9 protein-coding genes are annotated in these 15,117 nt (G+C 65.2%); 1 reads left to right on the plus strand and 8 read right to left on the minus strand.

Features of this window, described 5'->3' with window-relative positions:
• Positions 1-314: 314 nt before the first annotated feature.
• The 5 genes from FHS96_RS23705 to FHS96_RS23725 all read right to left on the minus strand — a co-directional run bounded on the left by FHS96_RS23705 (position 315) and on the right by FHS96_RS23725 (position 8,973).
• Positions 315-1,508, minus strand: coding sequence for an amidohydrolase family protein (locus FHS96_RS23705; RefSeq protein WP_429597860.1), 1,194 nt, complete (start codon positions 1,506-1,508; stop codon positions 315-317).
• 113 nt (positions 1,509-1,621) lie between these two features.
• Entirely contained in the window at positions 1,622-2,851 is a 1,230-nt protein-coding gene (locus FHS96_RS23710; protein ID WP_429597862.1) for an MFS transporter, read from the minus strand.
• Positions 2,852-2,859: 8 nt separating this feature from the next.
• Positions 2,860-5,169, minus strand: a complete 2,310-nt coding sequence (locus FHS96_RS23715) for a TonB-dependent receptor (RefSeq protein ID WP_429597864.1) — start codon at positions 5,167-5,169, stop codon at positions 2,860-2,862.
• A gap of 276 nt (positions 5,170-5,445) precedes the next feature.
• Positions 5,446-7,197 (minus strand): N-acyl-D-amino-acid deacylase family protein, encoded by a 1,752-nt coding sequence (locus FHS96_RS23720; protein ID WP_429597866.1) that lies wholly within the window; start codon positions 7,195-7,197, stop codon positions 5,446-5,448.
• A 24-nt stretch (positions 7,198-7,221) separates the two neighbouring features.
• A complete protein-coding gene (locus tag FHS96_RS23725; RefSeq protein ID WP_429597868.1) occupies positions 7,222-8,973 on the minus strand; it encodes an N-acyl-D-amino-acid deacylase family protein in 1,752 nt (583 codons plus the stop codon).
• 255 nt (positions 8,974-9,228) lie between these two features.
• On the opposite strand from FHS96_RS23725, the gene FHS96_RS23730 reads away from it, so the two are divergent.
• Positions 9,229-9,684, plus strand: a complete 456-nt coding sequence (locus tag FHS96_RS23730) for a nuclear transport factor 2 family protein (RefSeq protein WP_429597870.1) — start codon at positions 9,229-9,231, stop codon at positions 9,682-9,684.
• Between the two features lie 49 nt (positions 9,685-9,733).
• Here the strand turns inward: FHS96_RS23730 and FHS96_RS23735 are convergent, their stop codons facing one another.
• The 3 genes from FHS96_RS23735 to FHS96_RS23745 all read right to left on the minus strand — a co-directional run bounded on the left by FHS96_RS23735 (position 9,734) and on the right by FHS96_RS23745 (position 14,798).
• The gene (locus FHS96_RS23735; protein ID WP_429597872.1) at positions 9,734-11,341 is read right to left on the minus strand and encodes an amidohydrolase; all 1,608 of its coding nucleotides are present in this window, start codon (positions 11,339-11,341) and stop codon (positions 9,734-9,736) included.
• A 145-nt stretch (positions 11,342-11,486) separates the two neighbouring features.
• A complete protein-coding gene (locus FHS96_RS23740; RefSeq protein WP_429597874.1) occupies positions 11,487-13,178 on the minus strand; it encodes a putative 2OG-Fe(II) oxygenase in 1,692 nt (563 codons plus the stop codon).
• A gap of 12 nt (positions 13,179-13,190) precedes the next feature.
• Positions 13,191-14,798 carry a sensor histidine kinase gene (locus tag FHS96_RS23745; RefSeq protein WP_429597876.1) on the minus strand — a complete coding sequence of 536 codons (1,608 nt, stop codon included), beginning with the start codon at positions 14,796-14,798 and terminating at the stop codon, positions 13,191-13,193.
• Between the last annotated feature and the right edge of the window lie 319 nt (positions 14,799-15,117).

Consider the following 15,117-nt stretch of genomic DNA (forward strand, 5'->3'; position numbering starts at 1 on the left):
CACCGACCACGTGATCTGCAAATCCGAGCTGAACCGACATCTTCGTCTCCCAATGACGAAGTGAATCAGCCCCGATCCACTTTTGCAATGGTCCCGCGAAGAGCGGGAGAGGGCTGGGGTGAGGGCGCGAGCGAAGCGAGCGTTCTTGGGCGCCGGAGCGTCGGTGAACTCGGTGTCCGAAGAACAAGAAGAACGCCTCCGCTTCGCTCCGGCCCCTCACCCTGCCCTCTCCCGCCAAGTGCGGGAGAGGGGAAATCTGATGGCCACGACCGATGTGAGCGAGCTGGTTGGCTTCAAGGAAAGAATATCGCCGCCTATTCGGCCGCCTGCTTGTAGAAGTGCGACTTGGCCGGGCCGATCCGCGCGGCGATCTTCGCCAGCGCATCGCGGTCGACATCATAGACATCCAGCGCATTGCCGCCGAGCATCTTCTGGATGTCCGGCTCGGGCAGCCCGCCCAGGCTCAGCACCATCTTCTCCAATGTCGAGGGCCAGGTGCCTTCGGGGTGGGGATAGTCGGTGCCCCACAGGATGCGATCGATACCGATCTGATAATAGCTCTCGGTGGTCTCCTCATCGGGCAGTGCCGAGCAGCCGACCCAGACGTTGCGGGCGAAATATTCGCTCGGCTTCATCGTCATATTGGCGTTGTAGTCGCCCAGCTTGCCGCTGGTGTGCTTGGCGGAGGCGCGGATGTCCATCAACTGCATCACCCACGGGAACCAGAACTCACCGCCCGCCTCGGTGAACAGCACCTTGAGCTGCGGATATTCCTCGAACACGCCGCCGAAAGTCATCGACCAGAGCGGCCGCGTCATCCAGAAGGCGAACTCGCACAAATAGGTGCCGATCCAGCCGGGCTGGGTGGTGTCGTAGGCGGGCGATCCGCCCGAGTGGAAATGCAGCGGCATCTTCGTCTGCTGCAGCAGATCCCACACCGGATAATATTTGGTGTGGTTGTACATGTCATAGCCGTCGGTGATCGACGGGAAGAACACGCCCTTCAGCCCATGTTCGTGCGCCCAGCGGATTTCCTTCAGCGTCTCGTCGAGATCGTAGAGCGCGGGGATGACCGCGAGGCCGATGCGCCGCGCCGGATCCTCGCTGCAGAAGTCGGCGAGCCAGCGATTATGCGCGCGGGCGCCGGCCCATTGCAGTTCCGGCGTCGTACCGAAGGGCTTGAGGCCGATGTCAGCGCCGAAGGGTGGCGCGTTGCGTTCGGTGATGCCGTCCGGAAACAGCACTTCAGCGGCTACGCCGTCCTGGTCGAGCACACGGTTGCGGATCGTGCCGTCCCATGCGCCTTCCAGCCCATCGCCCACGCGCGCGCGCCACTTGGTGTTGAAATCGTCGATCAGGAAGCGCTTCTCATGCTCCTCGCGCATCTTGATCTCGCGTTCGATCGCTTCGTCGAACGCCGCATGATATTGGCTTTCAAGATAGGTCCGATAGCGCTCCGGCGGCAGGCCGACATGGCCGTCCGACGAGATCACCAGATATCTGTCCACAATCACTCTCCCAACGGAATCTCTCGATGGGCGGCATCGCGGCCGCCGGATGATCTGGTTATGTGTCGCTCCGCCGCCCGCACAAGGCGCGGCCCGTGGACGCATTATCGCCCTCAGGAAACATTCGGCCGAACCGCGGAGATCGCCGGATTTCTCAGGCTGTAGACGGTGATCGCGGCCAGCGCCGCGCTCGCCAGCACGAAGGGCGCCGGCGTCCACCATTCATAAAGCAGCACCGCGACGATCGGCGGCGCGACGATCGAGGCGCCCGCAATGGAGGAAACGGTGCCGGCCACCCGCCCTTGCTCCGTCGCTCCCGCCGCCAGCGACGCGCCGGCCGCGAAGCCCGGCCGCCCCAGGCCGTAACCGAAGCTGGCGATGGCGAAGCCGGCGGCGAGGCTGGCATAGTCCGCACCCGCCATCATCAGCAGATTGCCCGCGGCAGCCAGAGCCCCGCCCCATTGCGTCATCGCGGTCGGCGTGAGCCGGAACCAGCCAACCACCACCCATTGCGCGATCAGACTGGCCAGCGCGCCGCCGACCATCGCCAGCCCCACCGCCTTCTGCGCGGCGATCGGCGCGCCGCCGAGCCGGTCGATAACGACGAAGCCCAATGTATAGAGGTTCATCGCCTGCGCGGAGGCGAGGATGATGCCGAAGCGGAAAAAGGGCGCGACCTGCGCATCGCGCCACATTCGCGACGGCGCAGCGCCGGCATCCCCCGCCCCGCCCGCCTGTCGCCGCGCTTCGGGCGGGATCATCCAGGCGCTCATCGCCAGCACGACGAGGCCGACGGCACCGAACAGGAACATCGGCATCGCCAGCGCCAGCGGCGGCAGGATCAGGAAGGGCGCAAGCGCGGGCCCCACGATCGTGCCGAGGCTGAGCGCGCCCGCCTGCCCGCTCAGCGCCCGCACCCGGCTGAACCCCTCGGTGCGATCGGCGACATAGGCCTGCGACGCCGTGGCCGATGCCGATCCGAACAGGCCATAGCTCGCACGGACGAGGAAGAAGCAGGCAAAGGTGGATGCCGGCGCGAGCAGCCCCGCCAACCCGGCATGGATCGCGACCCCGCACCCCACCATCGATCCGGCGAAGCCGACCAGCCCTACCAGGATCAGCGGCTTCCTCCCGCGCCGGTCGGCAACCCGCGCCCACCACGGCGATGCCGTCGCCCACACCAGGGCGGAGAGCGAGAAGATGCTGGCGACCAGCGTATCGCTGATGCCGATCACCCGGCCGATCGCCGGCATGATCGAGATCAGCCCGGTATTGCCGATCGCGGTGAAGAAGGTGATCGCCAGCAGGCACAGATACGCATTGCGATCGAGCGCCCGTCGCATCGCCGCGGTCAGAACCGGATCCGCGCCTCGGCGCCGAAGCTGCGCGGATCGCCCCATTGCCGCACGGTGAAGGTGGAAAGGTTGATGCCGCTGATCCAGTATTTCTCGTCGGTCAGGTTGCGCCCCCATACCGCAAGCTCAAGCTGGCTGCCCCGGCCGAGATCGATGTCGGTCAGCGCGATGCGGCCATCGAGCAGCCCATAGGCCTTGCGCTTAGACAGCGGGTCGGCGGTGATCGTCGCCCATTGCGAGCTACGCCAGCTATAGTTGAGGTTGGTCTCCAACGTCGCGAAGCCCAGCGGCAGGCGGTGCAGCGCGCCGATCAGGTAATTATATTTGGGCGAGAGCGGGATGGTGTAGGTGTCGGTTACGTCGGTGCCGTTGGGCAGCACGAAATCGGTGTAGCGCGCGTCGACATAGCCGAAGCCGAAATTGACCGTGAGCGCGTCGAACGGCCGCACCGCGCCCTCCACCTCGACGCCGGTGAACTTGGCCTCACCGGCGTTGATTATGTTGGTTGTCACCAGTTCGGGCACGAACACGCCCGCCTGAAAATCCTTGTAGATCGAATGATAGACTGAGAGGTTCAGCGACAGCCGCCGATCGAACGCGGTCATCTTGGTGCCCAGCTCGAACGACAGCAGGTCTTCCGGATCATAGGGCGTCAGGAACGCCGCATTGGTCGCCGCGGTATCGTTGATACCGCCGCTCTTGAAGCCGGTGGCGACGCGTCCGTAGAAGGACCAGTCGGGCCTAAGCTTGTAGACGATGTTGAACTCGGGATTGAACTGCGACCAGCTATCCTCATTCTCCAGCGGGATGAGGTCGCTGGGGCCGATGCCGCCAGCGCCCGGCCGTGCTCCGGCCGCCGGCTGTCCGCTACGGGTGATCGGCGTGCCATCGGGTCCGCGCTGGAACACGCCGGAAGTCGGCCCGCGCGGATTGGCGGCATAGTTGGTGTTGGAGAGCAGCAGTTCGCGCGCGCGCTTCTCCTCGCGCGTCCAGCGGCCGCCGACGGTGACGTCCAGCTTGCCGTCGGCAAAGGCCGGGGTCCAGGTGAGTTGGCCATAAGCGGCGTAGGATTTGGACTTGCCGCCGCGCTCGCTGAGATCGAAGCGGTCGCCGCCGAACTGGAAGTTCCAGCGCGGGTTGAACACGTCATAATTGTCGTCGAGATAGAAGCCGCCCAAGGTGAAACGGAATTGCGATCCGGTGCCGATGATCTGCACTTCCTGGGTGAACTGCTCATAATCATTCTGCAGGATGATGCGCAGCAGGTCGTTGGGTGTGCCGTCGAAGTCGCTGGCCGAATAGCTGTGCATCGTCCGCCGCGCAGTGATCGACTTGAACAGCAGATCACCCAGCGGACTCTCCCCCGCATCGAATTGCAGGGTCAGCGCATGACCGTTGACCCGGAAGTCGCTGGCAAGCGCGCTCTGCGCCGAAATACCGTCGTCGGGCCGACTCGTGTAGATATAGGGCGCGATCAGTGGGCTGGTCGCCGGCACCGAACCGCCGGCACTGATCGCCAGGATTGCGGGCAGGCCTTTGCTGTCGGTGATGTCATAGGCATAGGCGGCGCTGAAATTCGGCGATGGTTGCCACACGAGGTCGGCGCGGGCCGCGACCATCTCCTCCTTGCCGAAATGGGTGCCGTTGAAGTTGTTGCGGAAATAGCCGCGGTTCTGCCGCGCAGCGACCGCCACCTTGGCCTTGAAATCGCCGATCTGCGGCAGGTCAACTGTCAGCCGCTGGGTGAAGCGGCCGAACTCGCCCGCGCCCAGCACCAGCGATCCACCGAACTCCCCTGTCGGCGCGCGGGTGATCAGATTGACCGCGCCGCCGATCGTGTTCTTGCCATAGAGCGTGCCCTGCGGCCCGCGCAGCACCTCGACGCGCTGGAGATCAACCGTGTCGAAGGCCGCACCGGTCGACTTTCCGATCGGCACGCCATCGATGTAGAGGCCCACCGGCTGGTCGCGGGCAAGGCTGGTGTCCGCCGAAGGCGCGAGGCCACGGATCGAAATCAAAGGCCCGAAATTATTGCCCACCGTCTGGTTGATCTGGATGTTCGGCACGATCGCGGCGATGTTCGCCACCGAAGTCACCTCCGCGCGCTCCAACGCCGGCGCGCTGACCGCACTGACGGCAATCGGCACATCGACCAGCCGCTCCTCGCGACGCTGCGCGGTCACGATGATGTCCTCGGTCACGGCGCTGCTCGTCGCCGGCGCCGCGTCCTGCGCGCGCGCCGGCGTCGCCGTCAAGGCGATCCCCAACGCCAACAGGCCCGCACTTTGCTGGATCTTGGTCTGCAATGCTCATCCCCTCCTGGATGGAAGGATGCCCCTTCCTATTCCGGCGCCGCTTTCACGGTCTGCCTCGAACAGTAACGGGCAGACCGGCGGCGATAAGGGTTTCTGCGTGTCCAGTGTGTTGACCGCAACTTCCGATATGCGCGAGACGGTCGGATCCTGGGGACGTGTTCCACTATCCCAGGCGTGCGGAGCTGCGGAATCGCGTAACGCAGCTTGCAAAATGAAAAGGCGGAGCAGCGCGCGCTGCCCCGCCTTTTCCTTCAACCTGCCTTAGGCTTATTCTGCCGCTTCCTCAAGCTGCCGCGCCTCGACCGGCGCTGCCGTCGGCGCCAGATATTCGCCGGGCTTGTTGCCGGTATAGGCGCCGTCCGCAAACGTCTTCACGCCGTTGACGAGGGTCAGCCGCATCGGCGCTGCCTGACGGGTGAAGCGCCAGGTGGTGCCGCCCTCGCCGTCCGGCACGTCATAGGCCTTTTCCATGGCGCGATAGCGGATCTCGTTGAGATCGAAGACGACCACGTCAGCACGGCGACCTTCCCTGATCTCTCCGGTTTCGTGCAAGCCGAAGAAATTGGCGAGCTTGCCGGTCTTGATGTGGATCGCCTGCTCCAGGCTCAGCAGCCCATCCTTCACATATTTGGTGAACAGCAGGATATTCTCGCCGCCGCCGCACAGCATCTGCAAATGCGCGCCCGCGTCCGAGATGTTGCCCACCGACTTCGGGTCCATCATCAGCTTGAGCGTCAGTTCTTCATCCTTGGGGAACGGCGCCATGTGCACGGTCGAGCGCGTGCCATTCTCGATGATCCACTGCGCCATCGCGTCCGACCGGTGCAGCCCGCGGCTGTCGGCGAATTCCTTCAGAGTGCCGCCGATCGGCCCTGCTCCGTTCTCGGAATCCAGCAGGTAGAGATCCTGTGGATTGTTCATTGGCGAATGCGGCCAGGCCTTGGTGTCCCAGCTTTCACGCGCCCGCGCCCGCCAATCCGGATCGGCGAGCAGCCGTGCCTTTTCCTCATGCGTTTCCGCCAGCACCACCTCATGCCAGACATAGTCGTTGGATTGGGCGAAGATCAGCGACTTGATCAGGCTGAGCGTGCTGGTGGGCGAGACATGCGCGTAGCCCGGCCAGATGTCCGCGCCCTCGGCCTTGAGCCGCGTCAGCGTCTCGGTGAGCGCCGGCAGGATGTCCTTCTGGAACTCCAGGGTCGGCACGGCACCGGCGATCTGCATGCGGATACCACGGCCCTTGGTCAGCCGGCCGAGGCGTTCGAGGCTCGCAGGGCCGGTCTTCCGCATGAAGGTGTCGATGATGCACTGGTAGGTGGTGCCCGGATAACGCTGCATCACCGCGAACAGCGCCTCGAACTCGGCATCGTCGGCGATCAATGTCGGGATCGCACGATCGTCGCCGTCATGGTCATGCAGATTGTCCGACATGCCGAGCGCACCGGCGGCCAGCGCATCTTCCAACAGCTCGGCCATGCGCGCGATTTCCTCGGGCGTCGCCACCCGTTCCCAGGCTTCGACGCCCATCGCCGCGAGCCGCAGCGCGATATGGCCGACGAAGGCGGAGTAGTTGGCGGGCACCTTGATGTTGCGCGCCATCGACTGGCGATATTCGGACCAGGTCTCCCAATCCCACGGCACATGTTCCAGGAACGGCTTCAGAGGGATATCCTCGAAGAAGCTGAAGATCTTGATCATCTCCAGCTGCGCCGCCTTGTCCTTCGAAAGCGGCGCTGCGGTGAAGCCGCAATTGCCCAGGATCACCGTGGTCGCGCCGTTGCCGGGCAGCGGATCGAGATCCGGCTGCCACCACATGGTCGCGTCATAATGCGTGTGACTCTCGATGAAGCCGGGGGTGACATAGCATCCCGCCGCATCGAACACTTCCTCGCCCGCCGCCGGCTGCAGATCGCTGCCGATCTCGACGATACGGTCGCCGGCGATGCGGACGTCGGCGTCGAAAGCGGCCGATCCGGTGCCGTCGATCACGCGACCCCCGCGAATGAGCATATCCGTCATAATCACTCTCCGATTTCTATCTCGTCATTCCGCCGCGATTGCGGTCGGCTGGCTGTCATTTGCGGGTTCGAGGAACGCTCCCGGCTTCGCCCCGGTATAGGCACCGTCGCGGAAGATCGGCTCGCCGTTGACCATCGTCAGCTTCATCGGCGCTGCCTGGCGGGTGTAGCGCCAAGTGATGCCGCCCTTGCCGTCGGTGACGTCGTAGACCTTCTCCATATCGTGTTGCTGGATCTCGTCGAAGTTGAACACGACGATGTCCGCACGCTTGCCGGCCTTGATCTCGCCGATGTCGGTCAGGTGGAAATGGCCGGCGAGCTTGCCGGTCATCGAATGCACCGCTTCCTCGAGGCTGATCGCCTTCTGGTCGCGAACATATTTGGTGAGGTAGACGAGGTTCTCGCCGCCGCCGCACAGCATCTGCAGATGGGCGCCCGCGTCGGTGATGTTGCCAACCGTCCTGGGGTCGCGGATCATCTCGACGACCACGTCGTCGTCCATGTCGAAAGGCGCCATCCGCACGGTTGAAAGCACGCCGTTCTTCAACAGCCATTCGGCCATCGCATCCGAACGGTGCAGCCCCAGCTGCTCGGCATATTCCTGCAACGTGCAGAACGGGCCTTCGCCATTGTCCGAACCCAGCTTGGTCAGCAGCAACATCTTCGGGTTGTTCATCGGCGACTGGGGATAGCATTGCGTATCCCAGCTCTCGCGCGCCCGCGCACGCCAGTCGGGATCGCGCAGCAGCGCCTCCTTGGCTTCGGCGCCGTCCGCCTTCACCACCTCATGCCAGACATAGTCGTTGGACTGGGCGAAGATCAGCGACTTGTAGAGGCTGAGCTGGCCGGTCAGCGGCACATGCGCATAGCCCGGCCACACGTCGATGCCGTCAGCGCGCATCTGCTCGACGCGGTCGCGCATCGGCTGCAGCAGATATTTCTGGTAGGCGACAGTCGGGATCGCACCGGTCAACTGCACGCGAATGTTGCGGCCCTTCAGCAGCTTCGCCATGCGGTCGGTCTGTGCCGGGCCGGTATCGCGCATCAGCGCCACGTCGATGATGCACTGGAAGGTGGTGTTGGGGTAGCGCTCCAGCACCTCGAACAAGGCCTCGAATTCAGCATCGTCGGCCACCAGTGTCGGAATCGGGCGATTGTCGCCGTCATGGTCGAGCAGGTTGGTCGAAAGGCCGAGCGCGCCGTTGGCCAGCGCGTTGTCGAGCATGTCGGCCATCACCTTGCGTTCGTCGGCATTGGCGGGGCGTTCCCACGCCTCAAGCCCCATCGCCGCCATGCGGATCGCGATATGGCCGACGAAGGCGGCGTTGTTGAGCGGCAGCTTCACGCGCTGCTTCACCGACGCCTTATATTCGGACCAGGTCCGCCAATCCCACGGCACATGCTTAAGGAACGGCTCCAGCGGGATATCCTCGAAGAAGCTGAATATCTTCACCATCTCCAGCTGCGCATCCCGATCGTCGGACATCGGCGCGGCGGTGAAGCCGCAATTGCCGGTGATGACGGTGGTGGCGCCGACGCCGGGCAGCGGATCGAGATCGGGCTGCCACCACATCGTCGCATCATAATGGGTGTGGCCCTCGATGAAGCCGGGCGAGACGATGCAGCCGCTGGCGTCAAATACCTCGTCCCCCGCCTGCGCTGCAAGATCCTCGCCCACTTCAGCGATCCATCCATCGACCACGCGCACGTCGCCCGCCCGGCGATCGGCACCCGTTCCGTCGATGATGGTGCCGCCCTTGATTAACATGGCTGCCATTGCTCTCTCCTATGATCCTGCCTGCTGGCACGGGCGTGACTGGTGCGGCCCGGCCTCCGTCTCGCCGATCCCGCCACCCGTTTTCCGATCGCGATCAGGCTATCGCGCGGCTGGACAAGCGACAAGAAAGCGCCCCATGATGCGCAGTCAATGGGATCATCTGGCGACGCAGAATCGCATATCAGGTGAACCCGAACTACCCCAACGGCAGCTCATGCCACATCATGCTACGCAATCAGAACGGGAGAGAATCGAATGTCGTCGGCTGACCTGATCGACAAGGATGCGATTGCCCAAGTCTATATCCGCTACTGCGAGATCGTCGATTCCAAGGATTTCGACCGCATGGACGAGGTGTTCACCGAGGATGCCGTCGGCGATTACACGCAGGCGCTGGGGCCGGGCGTAATCAGCCCCGACCGCGCCAGTCTGATCGCCTCGATGCACGCCAATCTCGGCCCGCAATCGAGCTGCGGCGCGACCCACCACAATGTGCTGAACTTCCGCATCCACCCCGATGGCGACAACGCAACCGCGAAGGTCAATTACTACGCTGTTCACCGTGGCCGCGGCGCGCATGACGGCGCGCTCTATTCGATGTGGGGACAATATGCCGACGATCTCATCCGCACCGACGCCGGCTGGCGCGTCGCGCGGCGCGTCTACACCGTCGCGCTGACCGAGGGCCCGTCCGCAGTCGTTGCAGGCTGAACCGGTTCGGAGCGCGGCGGTCCGCCGCCGCGCTCCCCGTGCCTTCGCCTCAGTTCGGCTTGACGATCGTCGGCCAGGTTACGCCGATCTGTTCCAGATAGGTCTTGTACTTCTTCGGATTGTAATAGAAAGGCCGCATCCGCTCGCGGAATTCTCCCATGATGTCGGCGTTCATCTCGATATAGGGTTTTTCATCAGTCAGGATCGGCTGATACTTCACATCCTTGGTCTGGACGTCGGTATAATAGGCCCGTGCGTCCGCCAGCAGCTTCGGCGTCGTCATCAGGTCGAGAATGGTCATCGCCATTGCCTTGGATCCCGCGACAGCCCCCTTGTGTGCGATCGGCGTCGCCATCGCGATCGCGTTGGACCAGTTGTGGCCGGGCAATTCGGGGATGTTGGATGGGTAGCGGATCGTGATCGTCGGCTTGGTCCAGGATACGTCGCCGATATCGTCGGAACCGCCGCTCTTGGGTTCGGGATCGGGCGGCGTCAGCGGCTTCAATTCGGTGTCGAGACCCTTTTCCTTGCCGCCGACCAGCTTCTGCACCGCTTTTGCAAAGCTCTGCTCCTCCGGCGTCCAGGTCGGCAGGCCGACGCGCTTGATGTTCTCATAGGCGGCCTCGGCCATCGGTTTGTTCATGTGCTGCGGCGCCGCGGTGCCGATGATCCGGCTGGTAACGCTGGTATCGGTCATCATCGCCGCGGCCTGCGCGATCTTGCTGCCGATCTCGTAATTCTTGCGGATGTTTTCGAAGCTCTGCTCGCGGAAATAATACCAGACGGTTGCGACCGAGGGCACGACGTTGGGAAAATCGCCACCATCCTTGATGACATAGTGCGAGCGCTGCTCCGGGCGGAGATGCTCGCGCCGAAAGTTCCAGCCGGCATCCATCAGCTCGACCGCGTCGAGCGCGCTGCGCCCGCGCCACGGTGCCCCGGCGCTGTGCGCGGATTCGCCGTTGAAGGTGTAGAGCACCGAAACGCCGCCGGTGCCGGTCGGCTGGCCATAGCTGGTCTCCAGATTGGAGCCGACATGGGTGAACAGCACCGCATCGACATTGGCGAACATGCCGTCGCGCACGAAGAAGGCCTTGCCCGCAACGGGCTCCTCCGCCACCCCCGGCCACAGCATCAAGGTGCCGGGGATCTTCTCCCGCGTCATGATCTCCTTGACCGCTAGCGCGGCGGCGATGTTCACCGCCTGCCCCGAATTATGCCCCTCGCCATGCCCCGGCGCGCCCGGCACCATCGGTTCGCGCCAGGCGATACCCGGCTTCTGGTTAGCCTTGGGGATGCCGTCGATATCGGATCCGATCGCGATCGTCGGGCCGCCGGTGCCGTTGTTCCAGGTCGCCGTCCACGCCGTGGGCATGCCGGCCACGCCGCGGACGACCTTGAAGCCGTTCTTCTCGAGCACCTCGGTGATGTAGCGGGAGGTTTCCACCTCCTGCATCCCCAGCTCGCCGAAGCTGAAGATCGAATCCACCATCTCCTGGATCAGCTTGGCCTTGCTGTCGACGCGCGTGGCCGCATCGGCCTTGAGCGCAGCGAGCTTTTCCGGCGTCACCTCCTGCGCGGCGGCGGGTGCGGCAGCGAGCGCCAGGGTGGCCAGGGCCACACCGGCGACATGGCGGAAGCGGAACGACGTCATCATGGATACTCCCCCGAGGAACCCGAAATCTTTCGGCGCTGACGAACGCCTGGGCGCGATGCTGCGGCCTAAAGCCGATCCGCACAACCTAGAACATGTGATATTTCGCGGAAATCGCCGGTGCATCCTCGCCAATTCTCGCGAATTATCAGGCAGGTACGACGTCGAACGCGATCGTCAGCCGGCTGCCCGCCCCCCTGAAGGGCACGGTTGCGTGCCACATATAGGATGGGAACAGCACCAGTTGCCCCGGCACTGGCCGCACGCGATGTTCGGCGGCAAGCGCCGGCTGCACGGGGATGCCGGGTTGCCCGAAGGTCAACCAGCCCTCGTCGGTGCCGTCGGCGGTGTCGGGCAGTTCGAGATGGCAGGCCGAGGAGATCCAGCCGCGCGGGTGGACATGGCTGACATGATGGCCGCCCGGCTGCAGCCGGACCGACCATAATCCGTTCAGCCGATAGCCCCGTGCGCGGCGCCGGCGCAGCAGATCGTCGCCGGCACCCAGCGCTTTGATATAGCGACGGATCGGCCCGTCGATCGCGGTCGTGAAGGCGCGGATTGCGGGATCGCTCGACCGGGTAAGTTCGGCGGTGGTCTGGGTGCCGTGACGCAGCGACTGGTCTAGCGGATGGCGTTGCAATCCGTGCGCGGCACGGAGAGCCACCACCAGGTCGCGGACATAATCGTCGAGCCGCGCCCAACCCGGCGGGAGGTCGAGCATCGCAGCGCCGACGAAAGCGTTATAATCATAAAGCGCCGCCGCGCGGGAATCGCCGAGCATGCGCCAGCCGATCCATCGCAGCGCCACCAGTCCCTGATCCAGCGGCTGGGCCGCTATTGCGCCATCGAGGCGGGCGAGAGCCGCTTCCGGTTGTCCGACCGCAAGCTCGAGTTCGATCATCCTGCGCTGCACCGCAGGATCGCCCGGCGCCACGGCCTCCGCGCGGCGGCCATGCACCAGCGCAAGTGCCGGATCGATCGCCATAGCGAGATGCGCCGCAGTGAGTTCAGCGACCGGGTCGCCACCCGTGCCCTCACGTGAAAGCAACGCGTAAGCACCGGCACCATCGCCCGCCGCCTCGATCAGCCGCGCCTCCACGGCGCGCAACCGTGCCGCGACCGCCGGCTCGCACCCGTTGCGCGCCAGCACAGTGCGGGCCGCCGCCAGATCGCCGCCGCGCATCCAGATCAGTTGCGCCAGATCGCGCAGCGCATCGACATAGCCCGGCCGGCGGTGGGCTGCCGCGCGGAGAGCCTCTTCCGCCTCGTCGAACCGCGCCATCGATTGCAAGGCGCGTCCAAGCACCAGCCAAGTCTCCGGCCGGTCGACGGCGGCCAGCGCCCGTCTTGCGAACAATACCGCTTCCTCGGCATCGCCGGCATCGCCCAACGCCGCCGCCAGATTATGCTCGGGCACCGACCGCCCCGGCTGCAGCGCCACGATCCGCCGCCGCGCGGCGACCCGCGCATCCGGCATGTGCAGCGCCTCGAAAGCTTGCGCGCGCAGATCGTGCAACCCCACCGGCGCCTGCGGCAGCGCCGCCAGCGTCTCGGTCAACCCCACCAGTTCCTCATGCCGCCCGCCCGCGCCGAGCAATTGTGCGAGCAGCAGCACCGCCTCGTGCCGCGCCGGCTCCAGCGCCACGGCGGCGCGCAATTCACGCTCCGCGCCAGCCCTGTCCCCCGTCGCCGCGAGAGCGGCGCCGTTGAGATGGCGCACCATGGCGATCTGCGCATGCTGCCGCGCGAGGGGTGCCAGCAGCACCGCCGCCTCGGCGAACCGCTGCGCGTTCAGCAGCGCGCCCGCGCGCGCCAGTTGGTCGGAAAGCGCTGGCTGCACCACGTCGTCCGGTCAGTCCGCGGGTGCGATGTTGCGGATCGGATCGGGCACCGCAAGCGCATCGATCGGCAGTGCGAAGGTGAACAGCGCGCCGCCCTCCGGCAGGTTGGCCGCGGTCAGCGTACCGCCATAGCCCTCGATCAGCGACCGGCAGATCTGCAGCCCCATGCCGACACCGTCGGGCTTGGTCGTGAAGAAGGGCTGGAACAGCCGGGCCATATGCTCCTCTGCGATGCCGCTGCCTCGATCCGAGACCATAACCTCCACCATGTCGTCGACCACGGCGATCGACAGCGTCGCTACGCGCTCTCCCACTGTGTCGACCATGGCGTCCATCGCGTTGGTCAGCAGATTGACCAGCACCTGCTGCAGCACGATGGGATCGGCCGAAACTGCGGGGATATCGGCAGCACAGGCCAGCACGATCACTGCATCCCTGCGCCGCGCATCACGTTCCAGCAGGTCGCGCGTTTCAGCAGCCAGTGCGCAGAGATCGACCGGCACCGCACGCCGTTTCCCGCCATTCGACACGCTGTCGCGCGTGCGCTCGACGATCGCGGCCATGCGCTGCGCGGTGCGCGCGAGCCGTTCGAGGATGCGGATCGCCGCTTCGGGATCGGGCTCGGCACGTCGCAGCCAGCGCAGCCCGGTTTGAGCGTCCATCACCATCGAGGTGATCGGCTGGTTGAGTTCGTGCGCGATCGAGGCGGAAAAGGCGCCCACGGTGGCGACGCGATTGGCGCGCGCCAGTTCCTCTTGCGCGGCCAGACGCATCTCCTCGATCCGTTCCTGGCCGGTCAGGTCGAGATGGCTGGAAAGCTGGCGTTCGTCGGGCAGGCGATTGACCGTGTAATAGATCGGCACGCCGCGCCCGTCGCGTGCGTTGAGCACGATGCGCCCCTCGATATGCTCGCGGTCATAGAAGATCATTTCGAGCTGGCGCAGCACGACCGAGGCGATGTCGTCGGAAAGGCCGGCGGTCGGCACCGCGACCAGGTCCTCGACGCTGTCATAGCCCAGCATCCGCGCGCAAGCGCTGTTGACGCGCACCGTGCGGAACGCTGCAACGCACCGTTCGAGCAAGGCGGGATGCTGGGCGAAATGAGCGGCGAGGTCGGTGACACCTTGGCGCTTGAGTTCGGCGACGACGCCGATCGCCTCGCCCGGATCCTGCTCGGCGAAGGTGATGTTGCTGACTTCGAAAAGGCTGGCATAGCGCGCCTCGGTACGCAGCAGGTCGGCGGTCCGTTCCTCGACGCGATGCTCCAGCGTCGCGTTGAAATCGAGCAGGTCGGCGCGGCTGGCCTCCAGCGCCTCGCGCAGCGCCTGCAATTTCTTGCCGCCGACCAGCAACGCGCAGGTAAGGCAGATCGCCGTCGTCGCGAACAGCAGTCGCAGCACGCTGGCCAGATCAGGCGACGATCCGTGCACCGCCGCCCAGCCCAACCCTGCCAGGATCATGCATCCCGCCGCCGCCAACATGATGCCGCGTTCGCTCTGCCCGAGCGCGGCGACCGACAGCACGACGGCGTAGAGGATCGCGACCGACACGTCGAACCCTGCGACCATATCCACCGCGAAAACCGCCGCCGCCCCGCTCAGCGCGATAGCCCCCGTCATCCACCGATACGCCCCCGGCCGCACGTTCGCTCCGTTACCTGACTTTTTACCAATCGCCGATCATGGCGAAGCACGCTGCAAGCGTCGAGCGTCAACATGCCGAACGACACCATCGGGTATCTCTCCCTGGGCACTGCGTCGCACAGGCCCTGTGCCAAGGATGGCCGCGACTACACCAGTGTATAATGGCTTTCGCCGGTCGATCGGCGCATCAAGGGGGTGACCTGATCGGCGAAGCAGCCCCTACCCCGTCGCCGTCGCGCCCGCCCCCCTCGCCCGACGGCACGCCGATCCGGTCGCCCTTGGAAACATCGCCAAA

Origin of the sequence: Sphingomonas zeicaulis, assembly GCF_050433225.1 — a bacterium.
Taxonomy (GTDB): Bacteria; Pseudomonadota; Alphaproteobacteria; order Sphingomonadales; family Sphingomonadaceae; genus Sphingomonas_D; species Sphingomonas_D zeicaulis.